The following is a 26839-nucleotide window of genomic DNA, read 5'->3' on the forward strand; positions in this document are numbered from 1 at the left end:
TCCCCGGCGGCGGCCACCTCCGGGGCGCCCGCCGGCTACACGCTCGCGGTCGAGCCCGCGCCGCCCGCCCTCGCCGCCGCGCTGACCGCGCACGTCGCGCCGCCCGCGCCGTCGCAGTGGGAGATCTCGCGCTCCGCCCCGCGGCTCGAGGTCCACGCGCCGGTGAAGGTGCTCGGCCGGATCGCGCTCCGCCCGGCCGAGGCGGCCTCCGCCATCGCCTGCGCCACGCTCGCCTACGAGACCGGCGCCGAGCTCGAGCAGGACTTCGTGGAGAACCTCTCCCAGGGCGGAGCGTTCGTGCGCACCGCGAGCCCGGCGGCGGTGGGCGCGCCCGTCGCGCTCGCGATCCGACTGCCGGACGGCGGCGACCTCCACACCCGCGCCACCGTGGCCTACGTGAGCGACGAGGGCATGGGCGTGCGCTTCCAGCTCGAGCCCGCGGAGGAGGCGCGCCTCTACGCGGCCATCGTCCAGCTCACCGCAAGGCCGCGCCGCGCGCTCGTGGTGGACGACGACGAGCTCCACCGCCGGATGCTGGGGGACGCGCTCACGGCCCGCGGCTACGAGGTGGTGACCGCCGCCGACGGCGCGGAAGGCCTGCGGGCGCTCGCCGACGAGCTCCTCACCCTCGACCTGCTGCTCACCGACGCCTGTATGCCGGGGATGGACGGCGAGGCGTTCGTCCGCACCATCCGCGAGGCCGGCGGCGAGACCGAGCTCGCGGTGGTCGCGGTGACCGGCCGCTCCGACCCCGAGCTCGCCCCCCGGCTCCGCGCCGCGGGCGCGGACGAGGTGCTCGAGAAGGCGCTCGGGGCAGAGCGGGTGGCGGAGGCGGCGGACGCGGTGCTCGAGCGGAAGCGGCTCACCACGCGCACGAGCGGGTGACCACGAAGGTGGCCGGAGTGCTCGCGGCCCCGTCGGTCGCGCTCATCGTGTAGGTGCGGCTGGTGCTCTCCGAGCACGTCCGATCCGCGGCGAACGAGACCTCCAGGGCGCACTGGGAGGCGAGGCAGACCTGGGTCTGGCCCGTCTGGCTCACGGTCCACTCCACCGGATCCCCGTCCGGATCGGTCACGAAGTCGGTCACCGTCCCGCTGGCGCTCGAGACGGCGAGCTCGTTGACGAGGCACTGGCCGTACTCCCAGCGACAGCAGGTCGCGGTCTCGACGCACTGTGCGCCGAGGCCGAAGGCGTTCTTCGTGAAGACGGGGGCACGGTTCTGGATCTGGATCTGCGCGACGCTCGCGACGGGAGCGGACTCCCAGGGGTCCCGGACCCGCTGCTGGATGTCGTGCGCGCCCACGAAGTTGCCGGCGACGGCGGCGACCGCCGAGGCGAGGGTGCACTGGATCACCACCATGCCGGAGGCGTCGAGGACGTAGCTCGGGCAGGCCGCGTCCCCCGTCGGATCTCCCTGCGCCATGGGATCGCCGTCCGGATCCCGCCACTGGCTCAGCTTGGCGGAGGCGCGGTACTCCCCGGCCGCCGCGTCGTACACGTGCTGCGGGGACACGACCGTCGCGGCCCAGACGACCTCTGGCGGCCGGTTGCCGATGACGACGGGCCACGTCTCGCTCGTCTCGGCGCCGTTCACGTCGCGAACCGAGAACGTGATGGCCCGCTCGAGACCCTCCCCGCCGATGAGGAGGAGCGCGTCCGCGGGGGCGGTGTACGGCAGCTCGATGCTGAAGGCGGCGCGGTCGCCGAGGTCCTCGACCTGGAACGTCGCCGCGCCGTCGCCGACGTGATGCCCCGCGACGGTCCGCCCCTCGAGCGGGTCGCCGTCGGGATCCTCCGCGAGGACGCCGATCGCGCCATGCGCGGAGAACCGCGACGAGGCCGCGTCGAAGGCGTGGTTGAAGACGGGGATCGTTTCCGTCACCACCGGCGGCGCGTTCCCGATGCTGAGGCGCGTGGCCGCGACGCCGATCACGCCGGCCTCGTCCCGGGCCTCCACGCGCAGCACCCAGTCACCCGCGATGGCGGTGCCGTCCGTCTCGATGCGCACGGTGGGGCTGGCGGCGTCGGGCCCCGGCTCGAAGATCGCGCGCCGCTGTGCGTCGAGCGCGTGCCCCGCTGGCGGCTCGACCGTCCAGTGGAAGCTCGCGCCGGCGACGGCCGAGGTCGCGGAGAGCGCGACCGCGCCGCCGAGCTCGGTGACCGGCCGGCACGTGATCGGCTCGCCCTCGCACCGGTGGTCCAACGCGACGTCGGCGCCAGCGGTCACGAGGGGCGCGCCGGAGCGCGGGGCGACCTCCACGAGCGCGCTCGCGGGCGCGCTCTGGACGGAGAGCTCGTCCGCCACGACGAGCGAGACCTCGTAGCGCCCGGGGCAGGCGAACCGCACCGGGGTGGTGGCGGTGGTGCCCGCGACGACGGGAGGCTCGCACGGCGCGTCCACGGCGCGGACCGTCCACGCGTACGCGACGACCGCGTCCTCCGGCGCGTCCGGGTCCGAGCTGCGAGAGCCGTCGAGGGTGACCACGTCGTTCGCCTGGACCGCGCTCAGCGGGCTGATGCGCGCGAGCGGCGCCGCGTCGGCGACGCACGCGCGCGCGAGGCACCGCGAGGCGGGCGGGCACGACTCGGTCGTGTCACAAGTGATGGGGGCGGGCCCGCCCTGCGAGCAGGCGAGCGCGGTCGCGAGCGCGAGGGGAAGCGCGACGTGGAGCGCGGGGACCGCTGTGCGGTGGGTCGGCATCTCTGTTCTCCGGAGAGCGTCGGCTGGAACGACGAAGAGTAAAGGTTCGCCGAGGGTGGGTTCAATCGAGGCGCGCCAATGCGACGATCGTTCCAGCGCCCGCACCGCGTCCGGCGCGCTTCGTCGAGGGGCGAGGGTCCGCGGCGCGGCCGGTCCGGTCCGACACGGGGACACAGGTGCGCCGACGCGCCGATGGGTCGCTCGTCACTCCCGGCGCACATCACTTGCAGTCGCGGCGCGGCTGCTCGAAAATCCACGATCCGTCTCATCCACCCCGGAGGCACCGCCCGACATGGCTCTGTCCGGAGCGCTCACGCTGACCCTCGCGCTGCTCGCCGGCGCGAGCGGGGACCGCCTCCTCCTGTGCCGCCCGCGCGTGGGCGGGGACCCGGTGCTGGCGCGCGGGGACGCGATCGCCGAGGCCGCTCGCAAGGCCGGGAAGTTCCTCGACTACGGGGTCGCGTGCGAGGACGTCGCCGAGGGCGCCCGCGCCGCCCGCCGTGCCGGGCTCCCCTACGCGATCGCCGCCGGGGCCGAGGGGCGGGCGGAAGGGAGCCGCTACGTCCTCGTGCTCGCGGACGCGGCGAGCGAGACCGAGCGGGCGCGTCGCACGCTCGACGTGGCTCCGGGCGCGGACGCAGTGAAGCCGCTGCGAAACGCCCTTCGAGAGCTCGTCCGGACGCTCCCGCCCCCGCCCGGCCCGAGCCCGGCGCGCGTCGCCGCGTGGACGACCGTGGGTGCCGGTGTCGCCGCGGTGGCCGCCGGGACCCTCCTCGCCTTCTCCGCCCGCTCCGCGGCGGACGAGGCGAACGCCGCCGGCGACCCGGCCTCCTACACGCGCTCGCGCCAGACCTGGGAAGACCGGCGCCGCTGGAGCGGCATCTCTTTCGCAGCAGGGGGCACCGCGATCGCCGCCGGGCTCACCTGGCGCTTCGTCTTCTGAGGGGACATCCCATGAGGCTCATCGTCATCTCCGCCGCGGCGCTCGCCCTCGCGTGCAGCTCGGTCGAGGACCGCGCCGCGTGCGCCACCAGCGCGAGCTGCCCGTCGGGCCAGTACTGCGCGCGGACCTCCGACGGGAGCGTCTGCTGGGCGGACGCGGTCCGGCCGGCGGTCTCCCTGGTCACTGCCTCGTGCGCGATGACCCCGTGCGTGCGCGATGGCGTCCTGCGGGTCGAGGCCACGGTCACCGAGGACAAGGAGCTCGCGACCGTCGAGGCGGTGCTCGACCTCGACTCCGGGGCGCGCAAGATCGCGATGACCGCGGCCGGAGGCCGCTGGGTCGCGGAGCTCCCTCTCCGCGACTGGCCCTTCGAGGCCTACGCGCGGCCGGTGGTCGTGAGCGTCGTCGCGCGCGACGGCGCCCGGAACGAGGGCAGCGCAGAGGCGGTGCCGGTGGAGGTGACGAGGTTGAGGTGGGTCTACGACGCCGGCGTGCCGATGAGTCCGGCGGCGGTCATGGATGACGGGACGATCGTCGTCGCGGGCTCCACCATCACCGACCAGCTACTAGCTATCGGCTCAAGCGGAGAGAGCAGATGGTCGGTGACAATCGGCAGCGCGTTCATCACCGCGACCCCGAGCATCGCGGACTCAGCGATCTGGGCTGCGAGTTCCGATGGGCGGCTGTACGCGACGAGCCATGATGGCGTCCGCAATGGAAACGCACCTTGCGCAACGGGTGAGGCGCTGCACGGCGGAGTGGCTCAGGTTCGCGACACGACCGGGAAAGTCGTAGCCGGATCTCAGGCCGCCGTGCTCGCTCTCGCCGACTTGTCTGGCTTCTGTAACTTACCGGCAATCTCTGGTCCGGCTCGGATGTCGCCGGTGGTGCTTCGATCAGGGCTAATCATCGCAGCGGGCGGCTCGCTTCTCGAGGCGTTCTCACTCCAGCCAAACGGTTCGGTCAGACCGACTTGGTCGAGCACCCAAATTCCGAACGTTGGAGACTCGGTTACGGCACCGCTCGCCGTGGACTCAGAAGACGCGACTTGGAGCGTTGCAACCGATGGCTCAGTTCATAGAACGGCACTTGATGGATCAACGTTGCGGGTCGCGACCCTAGGCTCCAGTGCCACAGGAGCTGTCGTGTTGGCTGGTGACGATGTGGTGGTGGGCGACCAATCGAACGTACTTCATCGCATTAATGCCACTCGCCCGCCTTTATGGACTGCGAGCGCGGTCCTAAATGGCATACCGTCCGCTCCACTCGTCGTGAGCGGTCCATCCACCCATCTGATCGTCCCCACCTCGACCGGCCGCCTCTATGCGATCCGCGAGTCCGACGGCAGCATCGCCTGGTCGGTGAAGCTGTCCGCCGCTGGCGCCGCGCTCCAGCCAGCCAACATCTACACGCCGCCCGGTCAGCCCGCGGGCGCGGTGATGAGCACCGCCTACGCGGCGGGGGCAGACGGGAAGCTGTACGCCGTGATCGTGGACGGCGAGCTCGACACCGCCGCGCCCTGGCCGAAGGCATTCCACGATCCGCGAAACACCAACAACGCGGGGACGCAGCCGTGAACGCGCGCGGGGTCCTCGCCCTCGCCGGCGCCCTGTTCGCGCTCGGCGCGGGCGCCTCCGAGCGGCTCGGCGTCATCTCCGTCGCCGATCCGCCGGGCGGGCCGGACGCCGACCTCGCCGAGCTCGCGCACCAGCTCCGCGCCGCTTGCCGCGATCGCATCGGCGGCGTGGTGGACGTGCCGACCATGCGCGCGCGGCTCCTCGGCCAGGCGTCGAACGCCACCCTCTCCGAGCTCGACCGAGCCTACGGCGGCGCGCTCGCCGTGTACCAGAACGGCGAGTTCGAGAGCGCGGTGCGGACGCTCCGCGCCATCGTCGAGGACCTGGAGAGCCTCCCCGAGAGCGACGACGCCTACGCGCAGTGGACGCGGGCGCTGCTCCGCCTCGCCCACGCCGCCGCGACGATCGGGATGGAGCGCGACGCCCAGGCCGCGCTCCTGAAGCTCGCGCGGATGGAGCCCACTCTCCAGCCGGATCCCGACCAGTACTCCCCGGGGTACCGGCGCAGGTTCGAGGAGGTGAAGGCGAAGGTCCGGGCGCTTCCGAAGCGCCGGCTGACCGTCCTCGCCGAGGGCAGGTCCGGCGTCGTCTACGTGAACGGTCGCAACATGGGACCGGCTCCCGTCGCCGTCTCGCTGCCCGCCGGCGCGTACCGGATCGGCGGCGCGGCGGACGCGTTGCGGGTCCCGAGCTTCACCGTCGACCTCGAGGCCGAGGATCGCACCGTGGTGCTCGACTTCGCCCTCGCCGACGCGATCCGCGTGAACGCGGGGCCGGGCCTCGCGCTCGCGCCCGAGCAGCGGGCGTACGGCATCATCCGCGGGGGTGCCTGGCTCGGCGTGGACAAGCTCGTGGTCGCGAGCCGCGTGGTGGAGGGCGGCGCCCAGTTCCTGCTCGGCTCCATCTACGACGTTCGTCGCGGGGCGCTCCTGCGTGAGGGGAGCGTCCGGATGGTGGCCGGCAGCGTGCCTGCGGTGAACCTCGGCGCGCTCGCGTCCTTCCTGCTCACCGGCCAGTCGTCGCGCGACGTGAAGGATCGCACGCCCGACCTGCCTCGCCAGCCGCCCGCGCCGCTCATCGTCGCGACTCCGGCGCCGGTGCAGGCCCCGCCGCCATCCGCAGCGGCGCAGCCCGCTCCGCAGCCGGCACCCGTCACGGCGGCCCAGCAGTCGGGACGGGCTGGCGCCGCGGCGCCGACGGCTGTGGCGAAGCCGGCCTCGCTCGAGAGCGTCAAGCAGCCGCCACCTGCCTCCCCATCGCCCGCTCGTCCCGTGGCCGCGCTGGGGTCCGCGACGCCGGACCCGAAGGCCGCGCGGCCGACGCCTGCGAGCGCCTCGCTCGCCTTCACTCCCCCGGCGGTCTCGAACGAACCGCCGCCATCGGCCCTCACCCTTCGGCCGCGGCGCGCCGCCTGGATGCGCCCCACCGCGATCGCGTCGGGCGCGGCCGCCCTGGTGCTCGCGGCGGTCGCCGTCCAGCAGGGCCTCTCGGCCTCGGGCAAGTCGAGCGACGCGGCCGCGATGGTCGTCGGCGATCCGCCGACGTTCAAGTCCGGCGCGGACCCGGCCCGGTACTACGCCCTCAGGCGCGACGCCGACGCGGCGCGGCGGAACGCCTACGTCTCGGCGGGGTTCGGCGTCGCGCTCGCCGCCGCCGCCGGCGCGCTCGGCTGGATGTCCTGGGATCGGACCCCGGAGCCCGCCGTCGTCGCGTTCAGCTTCTGACCCGCGTCCCTCCTGGCGCGCGCGGCCCGAGCGCGCTCGAGTTACAACGCCCGCCGCCGCGGCTCCGCCGCGCCCGGAGGAGCTCACCATGGACCGCTACACCCAGACCTTCACCGTCCGCTGGGGCGACTGCGACATGAACGGCCACGTGCGGAACACGATGTACAGCGAGTACGCCATCGAGACGCGCATGGCGTACCTGACCGCGAACGGCTTCAGCTACGAGCACTTCGGAGAGCTGCACCTCGGCCCGGTGCTGCTCCGCGAGGAGATCGACTACCTGCGCGAGATCCGCGCCGGCGAGACGGTCACGGTGGACTTCGTCCAGCTCGGCCTCTCGCCCGAGGGCGCGAAGTGGAAGCTCCGCCACGATCTCTGGAAACCGAACGGCAAGCAGGCCGCGAGCATCATCGTCGCGGGCGGGTGGATGGATCTCCACACCCGCAAGCTCGTCCCCGCGCCCGCGGCGCTCGCCGAGGCGATGCGGCGCGTGCCCAGGGACCCGGCCTTCGAGGTCCTGCCCGCGCTCGGCTCCTCGCGGAGGTAGTCAGCGCTCGCCAGCGGCCCGCGAGGCCGCCTCGGCCCCTGCGCCGCGCCGCAGCGGCGCCTCGCCCCGCACGGCCGGATCGGCGCGCACCGCGGCCACCGCCGCCTCGATCCCGTGGCCGAGCCGCGCGGCGAGCTCCGGACCGTAGTACGTGCGCACCGCCTCGCCGCGGCGCGCCGCGATCTGCTCGGGCGTGTCCACGTAGCCCACGTAGCCACCGGCGAGCGAGACGATCTCCGTGCCGGGACCCGCCTCGGCGCGCCATGCCTCCCCCACCTCGGCCACCGGCTCGCCGGGCACGAACGCGAGCACCACCGGGCCGAGGCGCAGCGCGGACAGCGGGGCGCGCGCCGGGACCGCGCGGTAGGCGAGGTTGCCCGCCGCGGAGCGGAGGATCGCCGGCAGCGCGCCGGGCGCGGGCGCCGGGAGGACCACCTCGCCCGTCGCGAAGCCGAGCGCCGGGGAGGCGACGCGCTCGAAGCGGAGCGCCTCCACCGTGCGTGAGAGGGCGTCCGCGTAGCGCTCCGGCGTCACCGGACCCCCCTCGGGCAGCGCCACCGACTGATCCCCGAGCGCTCCCTGGAAGAAGAGCCGCACGCCCGCGCCCGCCGCATCCTCGTGCAGGAAGCGGCCCGGCCAGTCGCCGGAGATGAGCCGGTTCCGCTTTCCGAGCGTGGTGGGATGCGCGGCGAGTACCGTCAGCTCGGCGAGCGGCACACCGCCCCGCCGCGCGAGCCGCACGGCGAGGAGCCGCGCGTCCTTCGGCCCGCCGCCGCGGCCCCGCACGAGCGCCTCCGCCCGCCCGCGCGCGAGCTGGACCTCGACCGGGGTGAGGGCGCCCGCGGCGCGCCGGATCGCCTCCGCGATCCCCGCGACGACCGCCTCGCGCATGCGCGGCTCGTAGGGTGCCGCGCCGATGCGCTCGCCGAGCAGGTTGTCCCAGTAGCCGCCCGGTCCGGCGTGCGTGTGCGTCGCGGCGAGGACGAGGCCGTCGAGGCCGAGATCCTCGACGCGCGCGCGGACGGCGGCCTCGAGCTCCTCGGGGACGACGAGCAGCTCCGCGGACGCGAGCGCGATCCTGCAGCCCGGCGCGCCCAGGACGAGCGCGCGAGCGCCCACCGGGTCGCGGACTCCCTCGCTCGTCCAGCGCAGGCGTGCGAAGCCGGCGATGGGCGCCTCGGCCGGAAGGGTGAAGGCGGCCTCTCCCACGCCTGCCGAGAGGGCGCCCGCTCCGCAGGGGGCGACGGCGATGCGCGCCGGCTCCTCGGGCCGCTCCGGCCGCCACGGGAGCGACGCGATCGCCAGCACGATCACGGGGATGGCGAGGGCCATCGCGGCGCCGCGCAGCGCGCGGGTGGCGGGCAGCTTTTTCAAGCGTGCATCGTTATACTCCGGCGCCTCATGGGGTACGACGCCGTCTACGACAAGATGAAGGACGAGTGCGGGGTCTTCGGGATCTGGGCGCTCGGCCAGTCCGAGGAGGCGTCGAACTACGCCTACCTGGGGCTGCACGCGCTGCAGCACCGCGGGCAGGAGTCGGCCGGGATCGTCGCGACCGACGGCGAGACCCTGCACGTTCACCGCGACATGGGGCTCGTGGCGGACGTGTTCACCGCCGAGACCATCGCGCGCCTCAAGGGCGGCGCCGCCATCGGGCACGTCCGCTACTCGACCGCCGGCGGCTCGCACGTGAAGAACGCGCAGCCGCTCGCCGTGCAGTACCAGGGCGGCGCGGTCGCGGTCGCGCACAACGGCAACCTCGTGAACGCCGAGGCGCTGCGCGCCGATCTCGAGCGCGACGGCTCGATCTTCCAGGCCTCCACCGACACCGAGGTGATCGTCCACCTCCTCGCCCGCGCGCGCGCGCCGGGCGCGCCCGGCTCGGTCGAGCAGCTCGTCGGCGCGGTGCGCGAGGCGCTCTGGCGCGTGACGGGCGCCTACTCGATGCTCTTCCTCTCGCCCAAGGCGCTCGTCGCCGCGCGCGATCCGATGGGCTTCCGCCCGCTCGTGCTCGGCAGGCTCAAGGGCAGCTGGGTGCTCGCGAGCGAGACGACCGCCCTCGACCTCATCGAGGCGGAGTACGTCCGCGAGGTGGAGCCGGGCGAGCTCATCATCGTCGACGGCTCCGGGCTCCGCAGCGAGCGGCTCTTCCCCGCCCAGCCGCCCTCCCGGCTCGGCCGCTGCGTCTTCGAGCACATCTACTTCGCGCGGCCGGACTCGGTGCTGTTCGGCAAGTCGGTCTACGAGGTGCGCCACGCCTTCGGCAAGCGGCTCGCCGAGGAGCACCCCGTGCCGGCGGACCTCGTCATCCCGGTGCCGGACTCGGGCGTGCCCGCCGCCATCGGCTACGCCGAGAAGGCGGGGATCCCCTTCGCGATGGGGCTCGTCCGCTCGCACTACGTCGGCCGCACGTTCATCGAGCCGCAGCAGTCGATCCGGCACTTCGGCGTGAAGCTCAAGCTGAACGCGCTCCGCGGGGTGCTCGCCGGCAAGCGCGTGGTGGTGGTGGACGACTCGGTCGTGCGCGGCACGACGAGCCGCAAGATCGTGAAGATGATCCGCGCGGCCGGCGCGACGGAGGTCCACCTCCGCATCAGCTCGCCGCCCACCGCCTGGCCCTGCTACTACGGCATCGACACGCCCACGCGGCAGGAGCTCATCGCGAGCACGCACTCGATCGAGGACATCGCGACCTACGTCACCGCGGACTCGCTCGGCTACCTCTCGCTGCCCGGCCTCTACGCGGCCATCGGCGAGGACCGCGCCACGTACTGCGACGCGTGCTTCTCGGGCGAGTACCTCGTGGCCTTCCCGAAGCGCACCCCCGCGCCGCCCCTGCGCGTCGTCGGCGCCTGAGCCGCCGGAGCTCCCGAAGCCCGAGGTGAGCGCGCTCAATCGGGGCGGCGCCGCGCCTCGGGCGCACCGCGCGGCCCGAGCGTGCATAAGCTCGGGCGCGCATGGCGGCGAACCCCGAGCGCTTCGTCATCGCGGACGGCAGCGTCCACGTGTACCGCCTCTTCGACGTCGCGGACGCGATCGACCTCGCCGCCGCGGAGCGCGCCGTCGAGGTGGCGATGGCGGCGCCCAAGTCGCGCGCGCGCCTCACCGGCGCGCAGTCCGCCACCGCGCTCGAGCTGCCGCGCCCACCGCTGCGCGTCGCGCTCGGCGCGCGCGAGGCCCCGCTCCGCTCCCGCGGCGCGCGCACCGCCGAGGCGAGCGCGCACGTCTTCGACTACGGCGTCGTCTCGATCCTCTACAAGCTGCCCATCGCGCCCGGCACCGCGCTCGAGGAGCTCGTCGGCCTCGCGGAGGAGCTGTTCGTCTCGCCGCCGCCGGAGATCGACCAGGGGGCGCGGCGCGAGGCGGAGGAGCTCTGCCGCGCCCTGGGCGGCGCGCTCGAGCGGCCGCACCGCTGGGACGGCCTCGAGAGCTACCAGATCTTCTTCGTGCGCCGCTTCGCGGACGGACCCCTCCGCGCCCAGGAGCTGCTCGCCAGCGCCCCCGTGGCGGAGCTGCTCCTCGGCGAGACGAGCCCGGTCCGCCTCTCGACCGCCGAGCGCCAGGAGGTGCTCTCCCACCACTACACCTACCTGGAGGACGACCTCGCGGTGGTGCACTGGAACAGCGCGCTCGTGGTGGAGCCTTCGGGGGTGGAGGACATCCCCGACCTGCTGGAGTTCGCGACCGCCCACCTGCTCGAGCTGCGCTATTACGACGCGCTCCTCGACCGCGAGCTGCACCTCATCTACGACGAGATCGAGCGGGGCGGGAGCCCGGTCGCGAACATCTTCACCCGCCGGTACCGCGGCCTGCAGCGCCGCACCGCCGCTCTCCTGCTCGAGCTCTCCGAGATGGTGGAAAGGCTCGAAAACGCAGTGAAAATCGTGGGGGACTTCTACCTCGCGCGGCTCTACCAGAGCGCGGTCCGCCGCTTCCGGCTCCCGGCCTGGCAGGAGACGGTCCTGCGCAAGCAGCGGCTCCTCGCCGAGGTGAACGACCTCATCGGCGACGCCGCCGACACGAGCCGGAGCGAGCTCCTCGAGCTCGCCATCATCCTCCTCATCGTCTTCGAGATCGTCGCCGCCTTCCGCTGAGGGTGTGGCACGGCTCCCTCCCTGGAGCGGGATCGATCGTCACGATCGGCCCGTTTTTCAGGCCGATCGTGACGGCGTGAAGTTGACGGGGGGATCGGGAAGCGATATCTCCGAGCCATTCGCCGCCCTGGGCGGGCGGTCGACAGGAGGGCTTTCCAACATGACGCAGGCTCAGTTCTTCCAGGCGGTGGCCGAGGGCGCGCAGCTGTCGAAGGCCCAGGTCCGTCAGGTGTTCACGGCGGTCGAGGAGGTCGTGACGAAGCGGCTGAAGGGCGAGGGGAAGATCCCGCTCGGCGGCCTGGGCGCGGTGAAGCTCGTCGATCGCAAGGCGCGCATCGGCCGCAACCCGGCGACGGGCGAGCAGATCAAGATCCCGGCTCGCACCGCCATCAAGATCACGCCCGCCAAGGGCCTGAAGGACATCTTCAACAAGAAGGGCAAGAAGTAGCCCTTCCTCGATCGAGGTCCTCGGCGCCCGCCTGGCCCTGCGGCTCGGCGGGCGTCGCTTTTTCCGGTCATCACCCTTCGTGAACCCAGGGCGCCGCCCCGAGGGAGAGCAGCGATGAGCGTCGTCGTCGTCCCCGCCGACACCCCGGCCCTGCGCGAGCAGGCGTACGCGCTGCGCCACGACGTGTTCGTCGGCGAGCAGCGGGTGCCCGTCGAGCTGGAGCGCGACGAGCACGACGACGCGGCCTTCCACGTCGTCGCGCTCGAGGGCGCGCGCTGCGTCGGCACCGGCCGCCTCGTGCGGCAGGCGGGCGGCGTCGGGCGCGTCGGGCGCATGGCGGTGGAGCGCGGGCACCGCCGCCTGGGCGTGGGCGAGCAGCTCCTCGCCGCGCTCGAGGAGCGGGCGCGCGCCGAGGGGCTCGCCGAGATCGAGCTGCACGCCCAGTGCTACGTCGAGGCGTTCTACGCGCGGGCGGGTTACGCGCGCGCCGGCGAGCGCTTCGAGGAGGCCGGCATCCCGCACGTCGTGATGCGCAAGCGGCTCGTGCCGTGAGCGCCGCGCGGCGAGGCCGGATCAGGCGAAGGTCGTGACCTTCAGCGGATCCGCAGCAGCGTGCGGACCGTCGCGATGATGTCGGCGAACTGGACCGGCTTCTGGAGGTACACGTCGATGCCGAGCTCGGCGGCGCGGTCGCGGGCGTCGGGCCCGCCGGCGCTGATGATGACGATGGGCGTCCCGGCCAGCGCCGGATCGGCCCGCATCCGCTCGACGAGCGTGAAGCCGTCCATGACCGGCATGTACAGGTCGGCCATGACGAGGTCGACGCGGGGCGGCTCGACGAGCCGGGCCAGCGCCTCGTGGCCGTTCGGCGCGTACTCGACGGCGACGTCCACGCCGTCCCCCTCCGAGCGCAGCTTCCGGAGGGCGTACTGGTACATCTCGACCACCCGCGCGTTGTCCTCGACCACCAGCACGCGGTAGGTGCGCTTCGCCTTGCCGCTGCCGGTGCGGGCGGTCTCGGCGATGCGCGCGAGCTTGTGACGGTCGTCCACCCGGTCGATGGGGATCTTGACCGCGACCCCCCGCGGCTGGTCCTTGGCGGCGGCGCGCGTGCGCACGACCTCCACCTCGACCTCCACGGGCTCGAGCAGCCCGGGGAAGCTCACCTGCAGCGGGACGCGATCGCCCTCGCGCAGGGACCGATCCGTGCGTATGAAGAGGCCGCCGGCCGACACGTTCTCCGTGACGTCCCGGACGGCCTGCTGCATGCCTGGGTAATCCACACGGAGCACGAGCGGGACGCGGGGATCGCGACGCTTTTCTCGACCGATTTCCATCCGGAGCGGTCGAGTATACAGCGGCGGATCTCCTTGACAATCTTACATGTGCTCACTAGCCTCGCCCGCGCTTTACGCCCTGCCTTCATCGGACCTCTATGACGAATCCACCACTCGTCGGGACGGCCGAAGAACTGCCGCGGGAAAAGGTCGAGCACTTCGACCGTGAGCTCGCGGAGGTCCTTCGTCGCTACCCGCCCGATCGAAAGGCCGCGGCGATGCTGCCGGCCCTCCGCCTCGGCCAGGAAGTCTTCGGCTACCTCTCCCCCGCGGTTCAGCGGCTCGCCGCCGACCGGCTCGGCACCTCGCCGGCGCGCGCGGAGGAGGTGGCCACGTTCTACGTGATGTTCCACACCGCGCCGATCGGCCGCCATCTCGTGGAGGTGTGCACGAACGTCTCGTGCTGCCTCACCGGCGGCGACCGGCTGTTCGAGTACCTCAAGCACAAGCTCGGGGTCGCGAACGGCGGCACCTCGTCGGACGGGCGCTTCACGCTGCGCGAGGTCGAGTGCCTCGGCGCCTGCGGCACCGCCCCGGCGATGCTCGTGGACGAGGAGATGCACGAGCGGCTCGACCCGAAGAAGGTCGAGGAGATCCTGGGGAGGCTCGAGTGAGCGAGACGCTCATCCTGACGAAGCGCTGGGGGAAGCCCGACTCCGCCGCGCTGCGCACCTATCGCGCGGACGGCGGCTACGCCGCGCTCGACAAGGCGCTCGGCATGGAGCCCGCCGCCGTCGTCGACGAGGTGAAGAAGTCGAACCTCCGCGGCCGCGGCGGCGCCGGCTTCGCGACCGGGCTCAAGTGGACGTTCCTCCCGAAGGACGTCCGTCCCCGTTATCTCACGGTGAACGCGGACGAGTCCGAGCCGGGCACGTTCAAGGACCGCTACATCATCGAGCACGATCCCCACATGCTGATCGAGGGGATCGCCATCACCTGCTACGCGCTCGACATCCACGCCGCCTACGTCTACATCCGCGGCGAGTTCGCGAAGCAGGCGCGCATCCTCGAGGCGGCGGTCGAGGAGGCGCGCGCGGCCGGCATCCTCGGCTCGCGGCTCCTCGGGAAGAAGGACTTCGACCTCGAGATCGTCGTGCACCGCGGCGCGGGCGCGTACATCTGCGGCGAGGAGTCGGCCCTGCTCGAGTCGCTCGAGGGCAAGAAGGGCTACCCCCGCCTCAAGCCCCCGTTCCCGGCGATCGTCGGCCTGTGGGGCAAGCCCACCATCATCAACAACGTCGAGACCATCGCGAACGTCCCCTGGATCGTCGCGAACGGCGGCGACGCGTTCGCCGCGCTCGGCGTGGGCAAGTCGGGCGGCACCCGGCTCTTCGGCGTCTCCGGCCACGTGAACCGGCCGGGCGTCTTCGAGAAGCCGGTCGCCTACAACCTGAAGAAGCTCATCATGGAGGACTGCGGCGGGATCGTCGGCGGCCGGAAGCTCAAGGCCGTCATCCCCGGCGGCTCCTCCTCCCCGGTGCTGCGCGGCGACGAGATCGACATCTCGCTCGAGTTCGACGCGGTGAAGGCGGCCGGCTCGATGTCCGGCTCCGGCGGCGTCATCGTGTTCGACGACTCGACCTGCATGGTCCGCGCGCTCGCCCGCATCTCGAAGTTCTACGCGGAGGAGAGCTGCGGGCAGTGCACCCCCTGCCGCGAGGGCACCTCGTGGATGGAGGGCATCGTCGAGAAGATCGAGCACGGCCACGCCACCGCCGAGGACGTCGCCAAGCTCGAGCAGGTGGCGGGCAACATCGGCGGGCAGACCATCTGCGCGCTCGGTGACGCCGCCTCGATGCCGGTGCAGTCGTTCGTGAAGAAGTTCCGCGACGAGTTCCTGCGCCACGTCGAGGAGCGGCGCTGCCCGTACGGCGACCACGGCTGGGGTCTCGATCAGTCCTCTCGCCCGGCGGTGGTGGGCGGGGTGAGGTACTAGGCGATGCAAATCACGGCCGAGCTCGTCTGCTTCTGGATCTTCGCCATCCCCCTCGTCGTCACCGCGCTCGGCGTGGTGGTCGCGCGGAGCCCGGTGTACGCGGCGATGAACCTCGTCGCGGCCTTCTTCTTCATGGCCGGGCTCTACGTCCTCCTCGCCGCGCACCTCATCGCGTTCATGCAGATCCTGGTGTACGCGGGCGCGGTGATGGTGCTCTTCCTGTTCGTCATCATGCTCCTGTCGCTCGACGAGGAGCACCCGCAGCGCGAGCGCCGCAGGGCGATGCAGTACGTGGGCGTGCTCGGCGCGGTCTCGCTCCTCGCCGTGCTCGCCTCCGCCATCGCCCGCGTGCCCGACGCGGCCATGTCGACGCTCGCCCAGCCGGACCGCTTCGGCACGGTGAAGGCGGTCGGGCAGGTGCTCTACACCGAGTTCCTGCTGCCCTTCGAGGTGACGAGCCTGTTGCTCCTCGTCGCCATCGTCGGTGCGGTCGTCGTCGCGAAGGAGAGGATCTGAGCCATGGTCCCCGTCACCTGGTACCTCTGGCTCGCCGCGGTCCTCTTCACGATCGGCCTCTCCGGCGTCCTCCTGAAGCGCAACGCGCTCATCGTGATGATGAGCGTCGAGCTGATGCTCAACGCGGCGAACCTCACGTTCCTCGCGTTCGCGCGGCAGTCGGGGAACATCGGCGGGCACGCCATCGCCTTCTTCGTCATCGCGGTCGCGGCGGCGGAGGCGGCGGTCGGGCTCGCGGTGGTCATCGCCATCTACCGCACGCGCGGCAGCGTGAACGTGGACGAGGTCCGCGCGCTGCGCGAGTGAGCGTCGGTCCCTGACGGCGTCTCGGCCGACTTTCACCGCCCCGGCGCGCGCCGCGGTAAGCTCGCGGCATGATCGCTCGCTGCGCCCGGTGCCAGGGCACGTTCCAGACCGACCGCTTCGGCCGCCAGATCTGCCCGCACTGCGGCGCGGAGCTGCTCCTCGCCGATCCGAACGCGCCGCCGCCCTCGGCCGTCGAGCCGCCGCCCGCGGCGCCGGCGCAGCCCGAGGCCCCCGCTCCTGCGAGCGAGGCGCCGGCAGGTGCCGGTGCCGCCCCCGAGGTGCCGCGGGAGCCGCCGCCGCCCTCCCCCGAGGCCCCTGCGCCCGAGCCGGCCTGGGCGCGCACGTCCAAGCAGCCGGTGTGGGGCGCACCGCCCCTGCCGCCCGAGCAGGCGGCGGGCAGAGGTCCGGAGCTACCGCCTCCGCCCGGCCCGCCGCCGGGCGGCTACGGGCCGCCGCCCGGGGGATGGGGCCCGCCGCCGCCGGGTGGCTGGGGGCCGCCGCCGGGGGTTCCGCCTGGACCGCAGGGACCGGAGGCGTCCGCGCCGTTCGCCGAGCGGCGGCAGCGCGGCATCTTCTCGTCCTTCGTCGAGACCCTGAAGCTCGTCGCCACGCAGCCGGGCGCCTTCTTCCGGCGCGTGCGCGTCGACCAGCCGGGGAGCGCGGTGCTCTTCGCGGTGATCGCCTACACGGTCGGCACGCTGTTCCAGGGGCTCTACAGCCTCGCGACCGGCAGCCGCGTCGCGGAGATGCTCGAGTCGGTGGCGGAGAACATGCCCGAGGAGCAGGCGCGCTACGTGCGCATGTACGTCGAGAGCATGTCCGGCGCGTCCACGATCGCGCAGATCGTGCTCGCGCCCCTCGCCGCGCTCGTCGGCGTCTACCTGTGGGCGGCGATCGTCCACGGGATCCTGCTGCTCGTCCGCGGCGCGCCGCGCGGCTTCGGCGCGACGCTCACCGCCGTCGGCTACGCGCTCGGCCTCAACGTGCTGCTCATCGTGCCCGGCTGCGGCGGGTTCCTCGCGCTCGTGTGGGGCGTCGTCGCGATGATCATCGGCCTCGGCGAGACCCAGCGCTGCGGGCCCGGGAAGTCCACGCTCGCGGTGCTCTCGCCCGTGCTGCTCGTGCTCGTCTGCTCGTGCTGCGCCGCGATCGGCCTCGGCTTCGGCGGCATGCTGCAGGGCGGGCACGGCCACTCGGTGAGCCTGTGACGGAGGCGGTGCGCTGGCAGCGGACGGCGCGGTTCGGGCACGCCGAGGTGTTCGCGGTGATCGGCGCGCTCTCGTTCTTCGCGGCGCGCTTCCTGCCCCTCCTCTCCCTGCCCTTCGTGTGCCCGCTGCGCGGGCTCGCCGGCATCCCGTGCGCCACCTGCGGCATGACGCACGCCTTCGTCCACCTGGCTCACGGCGAGCTCGGCCGCGCGATCGCCGCGAGCCCGCTCGGCGCCGCGCTCGCCGCCGCCGCCTGGCTCTTCGCCGCGCTCGACCTGTCGCGCGCGGCGCTGGGCGCGCCGCTGCCGGTGCCCTCCGAGCGGCTCGCCCGCGGGGCCGTCGCGCTCGGGGTGCTCGCGCTGTTCGTCAACTGGGCGTACCTCGTCCTCCGGGAGATCGGCTCGTGAGCCACAGCGCGCTCGGCGTCCTGCTCGTCGTCGCCGGCTACCTGGCGGGCTCGATCCCGTTCGGCGTCCTCCTCGGCCGGCTGGTGCTCGGCGTCGACGTGCGCACCGTGGGCTCCGGGAACATCGGCGCGACGAACGTCGCGCGCGCCGGCGGCAAGAAGATGGGCGTCCTGGTCCTGCTCCTCGACGCGGCGAAGGCCATCGTGCCCATCCTCGTCGCGCGGGCGCTCCTCGCCGGCACGCCGCGGGCGGAGCTCTTCACCGTGCTCGTGGCGCTCGCCGCCTTCGTCGGCCACCTCTTCCCGGTGTGGCTCGGGTTCAAGGGCGGCAAGGGCGTCGCGACCGGGCTGGGCATCTTCGTCGTGCTCGCGCCGTGGGCCGCGCTCGGCGGGGTCGTCGCGTACCTCGTCGCCTACGGGACGACGCGCATCTCCTCGGTGGGCTCGCTCGCGGGCACCGCCGTCTGCGCGATCGTGACCTTCGCGCTCCACGGCCCCGCGAGCCCGGTGAGCTGGGCGGGGGTCGCCCTCGCGGCGCTCATCGTGCTGCGCCACCGCGAGAACATCGGGCGGCTCGTGCGCGGCGAGGAGAAGCGGATGCGCGTTTGAGCGCCGCGGCCTTCCCGCGCGCGCCGCGCTACACGTTCGGGATCGGCGAGACCTCGCCCACCGGCCGGATGAGCACCTGGCGAGGCTTCACGCCGTTCGCCGGGCCGACCACGCCCTCGCGCTCCATGCGCTCGATGATCTTCGCGGCCTTGTTGTAGCCGAGGCGCATCTCGCGCTGGAGCTTCGAGACCGAGACCTCCTCCATGCGCGAGACGAGGTCGAGCGCCTGGTCGTAGACCGGGTCGTCGTCGTCGGAGTCGTAGCGGCCATCCCCGCCGCCCTCGCGCGTCTTGAGGATCGAGTCGTCGTAGACCGGCTTGCCCTGCTCCTTGAGGAACTCGACGACGCGCTGCAGCTCCTCCTCGGAGACGAAGGCGCCCTGAACGCGCGTGACCGGCTGCGTGGCGGTCAAGACGAGCATGTCGCCGTCGCCGAGCAGGGCCTCCGCCCCCGGGCCGTTGATGATGGTCTGCGAGTCGTGGCGCGAGGCGAGCCGGAAGCTGATGCGGGCCGGGAAGTTGTTCTTGATCATCCCGGTGATGACGTCCGTCGACGGGCGCTGCGTCGCGACGATGAGGTGGATGCCGGTCGCGCGCGCCTTCTGGGCCAGGCGCGCGAGCGAGATCTCGACCTCGCGCGGCGCGGTCATCATGAGGTCGGCGAGCTCGTCGATGACCACCACGATGTAGGGCAGCTTCTGCGGCAGCTTCTTCTCGTCGCGGGCCGCCACCGGGTCCGCCGGCGGGGGCGCAGTGGGATCCTCGAACTCGGGGCTCGCGAGCACGGGCTCCGGCGCGGCCTCGGCGGCCGCCGCGCGCGCGGCGGCCTCCTCCTCGGTCTCGCCGGCGACCTCGTCGACCACCACGAGCTTCCGGGGCGGCGGCGCGTCCTTCTCCTCGAACGTGCGGCTCTCGGCGCGGAGCTTCTCGACCTTGCCGTTGTAGCTCTTGAGGTCCTTGGAGCCCGTGTCGGCGAGGACCTGCGTCCGGCGCTCCATCTCGTCCACCGCCCACTGCAGCGCCCGGGCGGCCTTCTGCGGATCGGTCACGACCGGGAGGAGCAGGTGCGGGATGTCCTCGTAGAGCGACAGCTCCGTCATCTTCGGGTCGACCATGATCATCCGCACCTCCGCCGGCGTCTGCCGGTAGAGGAGCGAGCAGATCATGGTGTTGAGGCCGACCGACTTGCCCGAGCCGGTGGTGCCGGCGATGAGGAGGTGCGGCATCCGCTGCAGATCCACGCAATACGGGATGCCCTCGATGTTCTTGCCCAGGCCGAGCGGCATGAACCCGCCCGCGGAGGCGAACGCCTCGGACTCGAGGATGTCGCGCAGGTAGACCGTGGCGCGGTCGCGGTTCGGGACCTCGATGCCCACCACGCCCTTGCCCGGGATCGGCGCGATGATGCGGATCCGCGTGGCGCTGAGCGCCATCGTGAGCTCCTTGTCGAGGTTCTCGATGCGGGCGAGCTTCACGCCCGCCACCGGAGAGAACTCGTAGAGCGTCACGACCGGGCCGGGCCGGATGTGCTTGATGACGCCGTCGACGCCGTGCTGCTCGAGCGTCGCGACGATGACGTCGGCGACGCGCGTGAGGGCCTGCTCGTCGACGGCCTTGGCCTTCTCCTCGTGCGCGTCGAGGATCTCCGCCGAGGGGAGCTTGAAGACGTCGCCCGCCTTGGTGAAGGCGAACGCGGGGACCTCCTTCTTCTTGTCCTTCTTCTTCCCGCGCTCGAGCATCGCCTGCGAGACGATGATCTCCGGGCGGGCGGGCGGCGTCGGCGGCTCGGGCAGCGGCTCGGGCGCGGCGGCCTCGGCGGCCGGCAGCTCCACCACCGCAGCGGCCTTCGCCGCGGCGGGCTCCTGCTCCTCGCGCGCCTTGCGGCGCTTCCGGGCCGGGGGCTCGGCGGGCTCCGGCTCCTCGGCGGGGGCCGGGGCGGCGAGGCCGCTCACCCAGGCCGGATCCTCGAACCCGGTGCGGCGCGCGTGCTCGATGGCGAGCGCGGTCGCGACGGCGCGCGCCTCCTCGCGCGAGTCGTCGTCATCCGCCTCGACCGAGGCGGCGTCCGCGAGCGCCTCCTCGCCGGCGCGGCGCTTCCGGTCGGCCTCCTCGTCCGCGCGCAGCTCGGCGACGGCGATGCGGTGCTCCTCGACCGCGGCCGCCACCCGGTCCGACGCGAACCCGAACAGCCCGCGCGCGAGGTCGGTGAGGAAGCCGCCGATCGTCTGCGGCTTCACGTCGGCCGCCACGATGAGGGCGACGACGCCGGTGGCGGTCACGACGATGGCGCTGCCCCAGGTCGAGAGGAGCCCCTCGGCGCTCGCGCTGAGCGCGCGGCCCACCGCGCCGCCCGCCGGGAACGACGCGACGACGTGGGCGCCGAGCGCGAGGTGGCCGAGCGTCGCCACGCAGAGCGTGAGGACGGCGTAGGCGACGGCGGAGACGATGGAGAGCCGCGGCGACGCGCCGCGGAAGAGCCGCCAGGCGGCGGCCCCGAGCGCGACGGGCAGCACGAGCGCGGAGAACCCGAGCACGCCGTAGACGGCCGCGGCGAGGCTGTGCCCGACCGGGCCGACGAGGTTCGAGGGGGCCATGCCGCGCGCGATGAGCGCGCCGTCGAGGGACGAGTAGGTCGCGAGGGCGAGGCCGCTCGTCGCCGCGAGGGCGAGGAGCACCACCGCCCCGACGTCGCGGGCCATCCCGGTGCGCGGCGCCTTCTGCGCCCCGCCGCGCGGCTCCGCCTTCCGATCGCCCTTCTTCGGGCGCTCCTTCTCGGGAAGACGACGGTTGGACCTGGCCTTGCCCATGCGCGCGACCACCTGCCCCTCGCTCCGTGAAACGCCCGCGCCGCGGTGCTGCCACGCGGGCGCACCCGGGCCCGCCTCGAACGGACGAGGTCCCGTCCAGCCGAGGATATCGGGGTGACCCCGGGGGTCAATTTTTCGGCGGACGGCGAAACCTCGCGTAAAATCCGCGGAACTCGCGACTTTTTCGGAGCGCCATGGACGTCCGCTGCGAGCGCTGCAAGGCCCAGTACGTCTTCGACGACGAGCAGATCACGCCGTCGGGGCTGGCGGTCCAGTGCACCAACTGCGGGCACCTCTTCAGGGTGAAGAAGAAGGAGCTCGTGGTGACCGTGCCGGTGAAGCCCGGCGAGCTCGACTTCGCGCCCATGCCGGCGAGCGCGGCCGCGCCCGGCGCGACCGCCTCGGCCGCAGCGCGGAGCAGCGCGCGAGAGTGGCGCGTGAGGCGCCCCGGCGGTGCCGTGCTCACCTGCCGCGAGCTCACGACCGTCCAGAAGTGGATCGTGGAGGGGAAGGTCGCGCGCGAGGACGAGATCTCGGCCGGCGGGGACTCCTGGAGGCGGCTCGGCGAGATCGAGGAGCTCTCGAGCTTCTTCTCGGTGGTGGCGGAGGCGGAGCGCGCTCGAGCGACGCCCGTCGAGACGCAGCGTCCGCCCACGCGCGTGCCGCCGCCGCCGCCCTCCGGCTTTCCGCCGCCCGCGCTGCCGCTCCCCCCGCCCGGAGAGCTCACGTGGCCGGCGCGAGCGAGCGAGGCACGCGCGGCCGAGCCGTCGGCGCGGCCTCGCCGCCGGGGCCTGCGCGCCGCGCTCCTCGTCGCGCTCCTGGCGGTCGCTGCGGGCGCCGGCGCCTACGCGCTCGTCCCTGGCAGGATGGGACGGATGGTGCGCGGGGTCCTGGGGATCGGCCCGACCGCGATCGCGACTCCGACGACGACCGCGACCCCGGCCCCGTCTCCGACCGCGACCTCGACGGCGACCGCGACCGCGACGCCGACCCCGACCTCGACCGCGCCCTCGGACGCGCCCGCTACCCCGACGGCGAGCGCGGCGGCGACACCAGCGGCCGACCCCTCCGCAGCGCCAGCCGGGCGCGCCCCCGAGCCCGCGCCTCCCGCTGAAGCCGCCCACGCGGACGGACGCCCTGCTGGCTCACCGGCTGCCCCGGGCCCTGAGCTCTCGCCCTCCGCCACGCCTGCCGTCCTCGCGCCCGGGGCGGCGCCCGCCGCCGTGGTCCCTGCCTCGGCAGAGGCCGCCCCGGCGGCGAAGCCGGCGCGCCCCCGCGGCCCCAAGGCGCTCCTCGCCGAGGCGGGGCGGCTCCGCGCGCGAGGCGATGCCACCGGTGCGCTCGAGCTCTACGGCCGGCTCGTCTCGGACGATCCCGAGAACGTCGCGGCCCTGACGGGCCGGGGGCTGTGCTATCTCGATCTGTCTCGTTACGCCCCGGCCGCGGCCAGCTTCGAGAGCGCGCTGAAGCTCGTCCCGTCGCACGCGGACGCGCTCCTCGGCCTCGCCGAGGCGTACCGGGCGCAGGGACGGGACGCGGACGCCATCCGCTGCTACGAGAGATACCTGGCGGAGCACCCCGACGGCGAAGAGGCCGCCGTCGCGCGCAACGCCATCGCCGAGCTGAGGAGATGACCGACATGCCGGATCGCGGAACCCCTGGGAAGCCGTCCACCACCGAAGACGAGTACTTCGTCCGCGAGGACGCGGAGAAGAAGCGCAGGCTCGCCCTCCAGGTGAAGAAGCAGACCGAGGCGGCCGAGCTGCAGCGGCTCAAGGAGCTGCACTGGATGCGCTGCCCCAAGTGCGGGATGCAGATGCACGAGGTGCGGCTGCGCGGGGTGGACGTCGACGTGTGCTTCTCCTGCAACGGCGTCTTCCTCGACGAGGGAGAGCTGAGCCACCTCGAGAAGCCCGAGTCGAAGGGCGTCATGGCCTCGATCCTGAACTGGTTCAAGCCCGAGACGAAGAAGCCGGTCTAGGCGCGACATGGCCCTCACGCTCGACGAGGTCCGGCGCATCGCGGCGCTGGCGCGGCTCCGGCTTTCGCCGGAAGAGGAGCAGACCTTCGCTGGTCAGCTCTCGGCCATCCTCGATCACGTCGCGCAGCTCTCCGAGCTCGACGTGTCGGGGGTGGAGCCGATGACGCACGCCCTCGCCGAGGGCGTGCCCCTCCGCGCCGACGAGGTCCGCCCCGGCCTCCTTCCCGACGAGGCGCTCGCGAACGCGCCCGCCCGCGAGGACACGTTCTTCGTCGTGCCGAGGATCATCGAGTGAGCGCGCCGTCCACGGAGCTGACGTCCCTCTCGCTCGCCGACGCGAGCGCGCTCCTCGCGGGGAGGGGCGCCTCGTCGCGGGAGCTCGTCGCCGCCGCGCTCGACCGCATCGCCGCGACCGACGGCCGGATCGGGGCGTTCCTCCGCACGACGCCCGAGCGCGCCCGCGCGGCCGCGGAGGCCGCCGACGCGCGCGCGGCGAAGGGGGCGCGCCGCTCGCCCCTCGACGGCGTCCCCATCGCCCTCAAGGACATCTTCCTCACGAAGGGCGTCGAGACGACCTGCGCGTCGCGGATCCTCGAGGGCTTCGTCCCGCCCTACGACGCCACCGTCGTCGAGCGGCTCGAGCAGGCCGGCGCCGTGGTCGTCGGCAAGCTCAACATGGACGAGTTCGCGATGGGCTCGTCGAACGAGAACAGCGCGTTCAAGCCGTGTCACAACCCGTACGACCTCGCGCGCACGCCCGGCGGCAGCTCGGGCGGCAGCGCCGCGGCCGTCGCCGCACGGCAGGTGTACGGGACGCTCGGCACGGACACGGGCGGCTCGATCCGGCTCCCGGCCGCGTTCTGCGGGGCCGTGGGCGTGAAGCCCACCTACGGCCGCGTCTCGCGCTACGGCGTCATCGCCTTCGCCTCCTCGCTCGATCAGGTCGGCCCGCTCGGCCGCACCGTGCGCGACGCGGCGCTCCTGCTCCAGGCCATCGCCGGCCACGACCCGCGCGACCTGACCTCCTCGACCCGGCCCGTGGACGACTACCTCGCAGGCCTCGAGGGCGGCGCGCGCGGGCTGCGCATCGGCGTGCCCCGCGAGTGGCTCGCGGGCGGGCTCGCGCCCGGGGTCGAGCGCGCGGTGCGCGAGGCGCTCGCACGGTACGAGCGGCTCGGCGCGACGCTCGTCGACGTCTCCCTGCCGCACTCGCGCTACGGCATCGCGGCCTACTACCTCATCGCCCCCGCGGAGGCCTCCTCGAACCTCGCCCGCTACGACGGCGTGCGCTTCGGGCTCCGCGCGGGCGAGGCGCGCGGCCTCAAGGAGATGTACTCGGAGACGCGCGAGCGCGGGTTCGGCGCGGAGCCGAAGCGCCGCATCATGCTCGGGACCTACGCGCTCAGCGCGGGCTACTACGACGCCTACTACCTGCGCGCGCAGAAGGTCCGCACCCTCGTCCGGCGAGACTTCGACGAGGCGTTCCGGGCCTGCGACGTGGTCGCCGGCCCGGTCGCGCCCACGGTCGCCTTCCGCCTGGGCGAGAAGACCGCCGATCCGCTGCAGATGTACCTCGCCGACGTGTTCACCATCACCGCGAACCTCGCCGCGCTCCCCGGCCTGTCGGTGCCCTGCGGGCTCGAGCGCGAGAGCGGGATGCCGGTGGGGCTCCAGCTCGTGGGGCGCCCGTTCGACGAGGCGACGCTGCTCCGGGCGGCGCGCGCGCTGGAGCGCGAGGCGGGGCCGCTGCCGGCGCCGGAGGTGTGACCATGACCCGCCGGATCGCCACGCTCCTGTGGGCGGCGCTCCTCGTCCTGCCCGTCGCCTTCCTGGGCGTGGCGGTGACCCGCGCGCGCGGCGCCTCGCCCGGCGGGCACGCCGCGCTGCTCCTCTGGCTCGCCGTCGTCGCGTCGGCCTTCAACGTGGCGCTCTCGCGCGTCATCCCGCCGCGCCTCGAGGCGGCGCGCCGCGGCGGCCGCGACGCGGTCACGCTCACGCGCTTCCTCGTCGCGTGGGCGCTGTGCGAGGCGGCGGCGCTCTGTCCGCTCGTCGCCTATCTCGTCACGCGCGATCCCCGCCTCGTCGTGGTGCTCCTCCTCGACCTGGCGGCGCTCGCCTTCCTCTATCCGAGCGATCGGCGGTGGGACCGGCTCGCGCCGGCCGGCCCCGGCGGCGCCGCGCTCGGGCCACGCCGGGAGGCGCGCTGATGCCGGTCTCGGACTTCCAGGTGGTCCTCGGGCTCGAGGTCCACGCCCAGCTCCTCACCCGCAGCAAGATCTTCTGCGCCTGCTCGACCGCGTTCGGCGCGGCGCCCAACACGCAGGTCTGCCCGGTGTGCCTCGGGCTGCCCGGCGCGCTGCCCGCGCTGAACGCCCAGGTGCTGGAGCTGGCGGTCCGCGCCGGGCTCGCGCTCGGCTGCGAGATCCGCGCGAAGAGCGTGTTCGCGCGGAAGAACTACTTCTACCCGGACCTGCCGAAGGGCTACCAGATCTCGCAGTACGAGCTGCCCATCTGCGTGGGGGGCGGGGTGGAGATCGCGGTCGACGGGGCGACGCGGTCCATCCGGCTCACGCGGATCCACATGGAGGAGGACGCCGGCAAGAACGTGCACGACGTCACGGCGGCCGGCTCCGGCGTCGACCTCAACCGCGCCGGGGTGCCGCTCCTCGAGATCGTCTCGGAGCCGGACCTGCGCTCGATCGACGAGGCCATCGCGTACCTCAAGACCCTGCGCGCGATCCTCATGACGCTCGGGGTGAACGACGGCAACCTGCAGGAGGGCTCGTTCCGCTGCGACGCGAACGTGTCGGTCATGCGGAAGGGCGCGACCGAGCTCGGCACCCGCTGCGAGCTCAAGAACATGAACTCGTTCCGCTTCCTCCGGCAGGCCATCGACTTCGAGGTGCGCCGACAGGTCGAGCTCATCGAGGCGGGCGGCAAGGTCCAGCAGGAGACGCGGCTGTTCGATCCCGATCGCGGCGAGACGCGCTCGATGCGCTCCAAGGAGGAGGCGCACGACTACCGCTACTTCCCCGAGCCGGATCTCCCGCCGGTCCTGGTCGACGAGGCGCTCGTCGAGCGGGTGCGGCGCGCGCTGCCCGAGCTGCCGCGGGCGCGCTCGGCGCGCTACCAGCGAGCGCTCGGGCTCTCCGCCTACGACGCGGAGCTGCTCGTCGCCGACAAGGCGGTGGCCGAGTTCTTCGACGCGACGCTCGCCGCGTACGGCAGCTCGCCGGAGGCGGCCAAGCGGGCGGCGAACTGGCTGAACGGCGACCTCGCCCGGCTCGCGAACGAGCTCGGGCAGGAGCCCGCCGCCTGGCGCATCACGCCGGCGCAGCTCGCCGAGATCCTGCGACTCCAGGACGCGCAGACCATCGGCGGCCCGGGCGCGAAGCAGGTGGTGGAGGAGGTCTTCCGCACCGGCGCCGCGCCGGCCGAGGTCGTGCGCGTGAAGGGGCTCGCGCAGGTGTCGGACGAGGGCGCCATCGAGGCGGCGGTGGATCGCGTGATCGCCGCGAGCGCGGCGGAGGTGGAGCGCTACCGCGGCGGCAACACGAAGCTCCTCGGCTTCTTCGTCGGGCAGGTCATGAAGGAGATGCGGGGCAAGGGCAACCCGGCCGTCGTGAACGCCCTCCTCAAGAAGAAGCTGGGCGAGTAGAGTCCCCGCGCGGGGTCCGCGCGTGACGGCGCCGGCGCGGGC

Annotated in this window: 26 protein-coding genes; 22 read left to right on the top strand and 4 right to left on the bottom strand. The window is 73.5% G+C overall.

The window, feature by feature from the left end; genetic code table 11:
* A partial coding sequence (locus MNZ29_RS12280; RefSeq protein ID WP_242355399.1) for a response regulator occupies positions 1-885 on the top strand: 885 nt, incomplete at its 5' end.
* Here the strand turns inward: MNZ29_RS12280 and MNZ29_RS12285 are convergent.
* Complete coding sequence (locus MNZ29_RS12285) at positions 863-2701, bottom strand: PKD domain-containing protein (protein WP_242355402.1); 1839 nt, start codon at positions 2699-2701, stop codon at positions 863-865. The genes MNZ29_RS12280 and MNZ29_RS12285 overlap by 23 nt on opposite strands.
* Before the next feature lie 292 nt (positions 2702-2993).
* Between MNZ29_RS12285 and MNZ29_RS12290 the strand changes: the two genes are divergently transcribed.
* From MNZ29_RS12290 to MNZ29_RS12305, 4 genes are all read left to right on the top strand, one after another.
* Positions 2994-3644, top strand: coding sequence for a hypothetical protein (locus tag MNZ29_RS12290; RefSeq protein WP_242355404.1), 651 nt, complete (start codon positions 2994-2996; stop codon positions 3642-3644).
* 11 nt (positions 3645-3655) lie between these two features.
* Positions 3656-5221: a PQQ-binding-like beta-propeller repeat protein gene (locus MNZ29_RS12295; protein WP_242355406.1), complete on the top strand. Its 1566-nt coding sequence runs from the start codon at positions 3656-3658 to the stop codon at positions 5219-5221.
* Positions 5218-6945 carry a hypothetical protein gene (locus tag MNZ29_RS12300; RefSeq protein ID WP_242355408.1) on the top strand — a complete coding sequence of 576 codons (1728 nt, stop codon included), beginning with the start codon at positions 5218-5220 and terminating at the stop codon, positions 6943-6945. Before MNZ29_RS12295 ends, MNZ29_RS12300 begins: the two co-directional genes overlap by 4 nt.
* Before the next feature lie 88 nt (positions 6946-7033).
* Entirely contained in the window at positions 7034-7492 is a 459-nt protein-coding gene (locus MNZ29_RS12305; RefSeq protein WP_242355410.1) for a thioesterase family protein, read from the top strand.
* Here MNZ29_RS12305 and MNZ29_RS12310 read toward each other — a convergent pair whose 3' ends face one another.
* Positions 7493-8866: a neutral/alkaline non-lysosomal ceramidase N-terminal domain-containing protein gene (locus tag MNZ29_RS12310; protein ID WP_242355412.1), complete on the bottom strand. Its 1374-nt coding sequence runs from the start codon at positions 8864-8866 to the stop codon at positions 7493-7495.
* A 27-nt stretch (positions 8867-8893) separates the two neighbouring features.
* Between MNZ29_RS12310 and purF the strand changes: the two genes are divergently transcribed.
* The 4 genes from purF to MNZ29_RS12330 all read left to right on the top strand — a co-directional run bounded on the left by purF (position 8894) and on the right by MNZ29_RS12330 (position 12586).
* Positions 8894-10348 carry an amidophosphoribosyltransferase gene (purF, locus tag MNZ29_RS12315; RefSeq protein WP_242355414.1) on the top strand — a complete coding sequence of 485 codons (1455 nt, stop codon included), beginning with the start codon at positions 8894-8896 and terminating at the stop codon, positions 10346-10348.
* A 101-nt stretch (positions 10349-10449) separates the two neighbouring features.
* Positions 10450-11586: a hypothetical protein gene (locus MNZ29_RS12320; protein ID WP_242337062.1), complete on the top strand. Its 1137-nt coding sequence runs from the start codon at positions 10450-10452 to the stop codon at positions 11584-11586.
* A 160-nt stretch (positions 11587-11746) separates the two neighbouring features.
* Entirely contained in the window at positions 11747-12034 is a 288-nt protein-coding gene (locus MNZ29_RS12325) for an HU family DNA-binding protein (RefSeq protein ID WP_242337065.1), read from the top strand.
* A gap of 114 nt (positions 12035-12148) precedes the next feature.
* Positions 12149-12586 (top strand): GNAT family N-acetyltransferase, encoded by a 438-nt coding sequence (locus MNZ29_RS12330; protein WP_242337068.1) that lies wholly within the window; start codon positions 12149-12151, stop codon positions 12584-12586.
* Positions 12587-12627: 41 nt separating this feature from the next.
* On the opposite strand, the gene MNZ29_RS12335 is transcribed toward MNZ29_RS12330, so the two are convergent.
* A complete protein-coding gene (locus MNZ29_RS12335; protein ID WP_374109397.1) occupies positions 12628-13371 on the bottom strand; it encodes a TIGR02266 family protein in 744 nt (247 codons plus the stop codon).
* A gap of 98 nt (positions 13372-13469) precedes the next feature.
* Here MNZ29_RS12335 and MNZ29_RS12340 point away from each other — a divergent pair, with 98 nt between their 5' ends.
* The 7 genes from MNZ29_RS12340 (at position 13470) to plsY (ending at position 18352) form a co-directional block, all read left to right on the top strand.
* Positions 13470-13985 (top strand): NAD(P)H-dependent oxidoreductase subunit E, encoded by a 516-nt coding sequence (locus MNZ29_RS12340; protein ID WP_242337075.1) that lies wholly within the window; start codon positions 13470-13472, stop codon positions 13983-13985.
* A complete protein-coding gene (gene nuoF / locus MNZ29_RS12345) occupies positions 13982-15307 on the top strand; it encodes an NADH-quinone oxidoreductase subunit NuoF (RefSeq protein ID WP_242355416.1) in 1326 nt (441 codons plus the stop codon). The genes MNZ29_RS12340 and nuoF overlap by 4 nt, the downstream gene beginning before the upstream one ends.
* Before the next feature lie 3 nt (positions 15308-15310).
* Entirely contained in the window at positions 15311-15823 is a 513-nt protein-coding gene (locus MNZ29_RS12350) for an NADH-quinone oxidoreductase subunit J (protein WP_242337080.1), read from the top strand.
* 3 nt (positions 15824-15826) lie between these two features.
* The gene (gene nuoK / locus MNZ29_RS12355; RefSeq protein ID WP_242337083.1) at positions 15827-16129 is read left to right on the top strand and encodes an NADH-quinone oxidoreductase subunit NuoK; all 303 of its coding nucleotides are present in this window, start codon (positions 15827-15829) and stop codon (positions 16127-16129) included.
* Positions 16130-16197: 68 nt separating this feature from the next.
* The gene (locus tag MNZ29_RS12360; protein ID WP_242337086.1) at positions 16198-17337 is read left to right on the top strand and encodes a YIP1 family protein; all 1140 of its coding nucleotides are present in this window, start codon (positions 16198-16200) and stop codon (positions 17335-17337) included.
* Positions 17334-17744, top strand: coding sequence for a DUF2752 domain-containing protein (locus MNZ29_RS12365; protein ID WP_242337089.1), 411 nt, complete (start codon positions 17334-17336; stop codon positions 17742-17744). The genes MNZ29_RS12360 and MNZ29_RS12365 overlap by 4 nt, the downstream gene beginning before the upstream one ends.
* Positions 17741-18352 (top strand): glycerol-3-phosphate 1-O-acyltransferase PlsY, encoded by a 612-nt coding sequence (gene plsY, locus MNZ29_RS12370; protein ID WP_242337093.1) that lies wholly within the window; start codon positions 17741-17743, stop codon positions 18350-18352. The genes MNZ29_RS12365 and plsY overlap by 4 nt, the downstream gene beginning before the upstream one ends.
* Positions 18353-18380: 28 nt before the next feature.
* Here plsY and MNZ29_RS12375 read toward each other — a convergent pair whose 3' ends face one another.
* Positions 18381-21158 (bottom strand): DNA translocase FtsK, encoded by a 2778-nt coding sequence (locus MNZ29_RS12375; protein WP_242355418.1) that lies wholly within the window; start codon positions 21156-21158, stop codon positions 18381-18383.
* A gap of 194 nt (positions 21159-21352) precedes the next feature.
* Here MNZ29_RS12375 and MNZ29_RS12380 point away from each other — a divergent pair, with 194 nt between their 5' ends.
* The 6 genes from MNZ29_RS12380 to gatB are packed head-to-tail and all read left to right on the top strand — an operon-like array spanning position 21353 to position 26797.
* Entirely contained in the window at positions 21353-22792 is a 1440-nt protein-coding gene (locus MNZ29_RS12380; protein ID WP_242355420.1) for a zinc-ribbon domain-containing protein, read from the top strand.
* A 5-nt stretch (positions 22793-22797) separates the two neighbouring features.
* A complete protein-coding gene (locus tag MNZ29_RS12385; protein WP_242337102.1) occupies positions 22798-23139 on the top strand; it encodes a zf-TFIIB domain-containing protein in 342 nt (113 codons plus the stop codon).
* Between the two features lie 7 nt (positions 23140-23146).
* Positions 23147-23434 carry an Asp-tRNA(Asn)/Glu-tRNA(Gln) amidotransferase subunit GatC gene (gene gatC / locus MNZ29_RS12390; protein ID WP_242337105.1) on the top strand — a complete coding sequence of 96 codons (288 nt, stop codon included), beginning with the start codon at positions 23147-23149 and terminating at the stop codon, positions 23432-23434.
* A complete protein-coding gene (gene gatA / locus MNZ29_RS12395; protein WP_242355422.1) occupies positions 23431-24906 on the top strand; it encodes an Asp-tRNA(Asn)/Glu-tRNA(Gln) amidotransferase subunit GatA in 1476 nt (491 codons plus the stop codon). Before gatC ends, gatA begins: the two co-directional genes overlap by 4 nt.
* Before the next feature lie 2 nt (positions 24907-24908).
* Positions 24909-25346 (top strand): hypothetical protein, encoded by a 438-nt coding sequence (locus MNZ29_RS12400; RefSeq protein WP_242355424.1) that lies wholly within the window; start codon positions 24909-24911, stop codon positions 25344-25346.
* Positions 25346-26797, top strand: coding sequence for an Asp-tRNA(Asn)/Glu-tRNA(Gln) amidotransferase subunit GatB (gene gatB, locus MNZ29_RS12405; RefSeq protein WP_242355426.1), 1452 nt, complete (start codon positions 25346-25348; stop codon positions 26795-26797). The genes MNZ29_RS12400 and gatB overlap by 1 nt, the downstream gene beginning before the upstream one ends.
* Positions 26798-26839 lie beyond the last annotated feature (42 nt).

Origin of the sequence: Anaeromyxobacter sp. SG64, assembly GCF_022690745.1 — a bacterium.
Taxonomy (GTDB): domain Bacteria; phylum Myxococcota; class Myxococcia; order Myxococcales; family Anaeromyxobacteraceae; genus Anaeromyxobacter; species Anaeromyxobacter soli.

Excerpts from the sequence above, each read along its gene's own strand:
- MNZ29_RS12285 (WP_242355402.1), bottom strand. The coding sequence starts at position 2,701 with ATGCCGACCCACCGCACAGCGGTCCCCGCGCTCCACGTCGCGCTTCCC.
- MNZ29_RS12290 (WP_242355404.1), top strand. The coding sequence starts at position 2,994 with ATGGCTCTGTCCGGAGCGCTCACGCTGACCCTCGCGCTGCTCGCCGGC.
- MNZ29_RS12295 (WP_242355406.1), top strand. The coding sequence starts at position 3,656 with ATGAGGCTCATCGTCATCTCCGCCGCGGCGCTCGCCCTCGCGTGCAGC.
- MNZ29_RS12305 (WP_242355410.1), top strand. The coding sequence starts at position 7,034 with ATGGACCGCTACACCCAGACCTTCACCGTCCGCTGGGGCGACTGCGAC.
- purF (WP_242355414.1), top strand. The coding sequence starts at position 8,894 with ATGGGGTACGACGCCGTCTACGACAAGATGAAGGACGAGTGCGGGGTC.
- MNZ29_RS12320 (WP_242337062.1), top strand. The coding sequence starts at position 10,450 with ATGGCGGCGAACCCCGAGCGCTTCGTCATCGCGGACGGCAGCGTCCAC.
- MNZ29_RS12325 (WP_242337065.1), top strand. The coding sequence starts at position 11,747 with ATGACGCAGGCTCAGTTCTTCCAGGCGGTGGCCGAGGGCGCGCAGCTG.
- MNZ29_RS12330 (WP_242337068.1), top strand. The coding sequence starts at position 12,149 with ATGAGCGTCGTCGTCGTCCCCGCCGACACCCCGGCCCTGCGCGAGCAG.
- MNZ29_RS12335 (WP_374109397.1), bottom strand. The coding sequence starts at position 13,371 with ATGGAAATCGGTCGAGAAAAGCGTCGCGATCCCCGCGTCCCGCTCGTG.
- MNZ29_RS12340 (WP_242337075.1), top strand. The coding sequence starts at position 13,470 with ATGACGAATCCACCACTCGTCGGGACGGCCGAAGAACTGCCGCGGGAA.
- MNZ29_RS12350 (WP_242337080.1), top strand. The coding sequence starts at position 15,311 with ATGCAAATCACGGCCGAGCTCGTCTGCTTCTGGATCTTCGCCATCCCC.
- nuoK (WP_242337083.1), top strand. The coding sequence starts at position 15,827 with ATGGTCCCCGTCACCTGGTACCTCTGGCTCGCCGCGGTCCTCTTCACG.
- MNZ29_RS12360 (WP_242337086.1), top strand. The coding sequence starts at position 16,198 with ATGATCGCTCGCTGCGCCCGGTGCCAGGGCACGTTCCAGACCGACCGC.
- MNZ29_RS12375 (WP_242355418.1), bottom strand. The coding sequence starts at position 21,158 with ATGGGCAAGGCCAGGTCCAACCGTCGTCTTCCCGAGAAGGAGCGCCCG.
- MNZ29_RS12380 (WP_242355420.1), top strand. The coding sequence starts at position 21,353 with ATGGACGTCCGCTGCGAGCGCTGCAAGGCCCAGTACGTCTTCGACGAC.
- MNZ29_RS12385 (WP_242337102.1), top strand. The coding sequence starts at position 22,798 with ATGCCGGATCGCGGAACCCCTGGGAAGCCGTCCACCACCGAAGACGAG.
- gatC (WP_242337105.1), top strand. The coding sequence starts at position 23,147 with ATGGCCCTCACGCTCGACGAGGTCCGGCGCATCGCGGCGCTGGCGCGG.
- MNZ29_RS12400 (WP_242355424.1), top strand. The coding sequence starts at position 24,909 with ATGACCCGCCGGATCGCCACGCTCCTGTGGGCGGCGCTCCTCGTCCTG.
- gatB (WP_242355426.1), top strand. The coding sequence starts at position 25,346 with ATGCCGGTCTCGGACTTCCAGGTGGTCCTCGGGCTCGAGGTCCACGCC.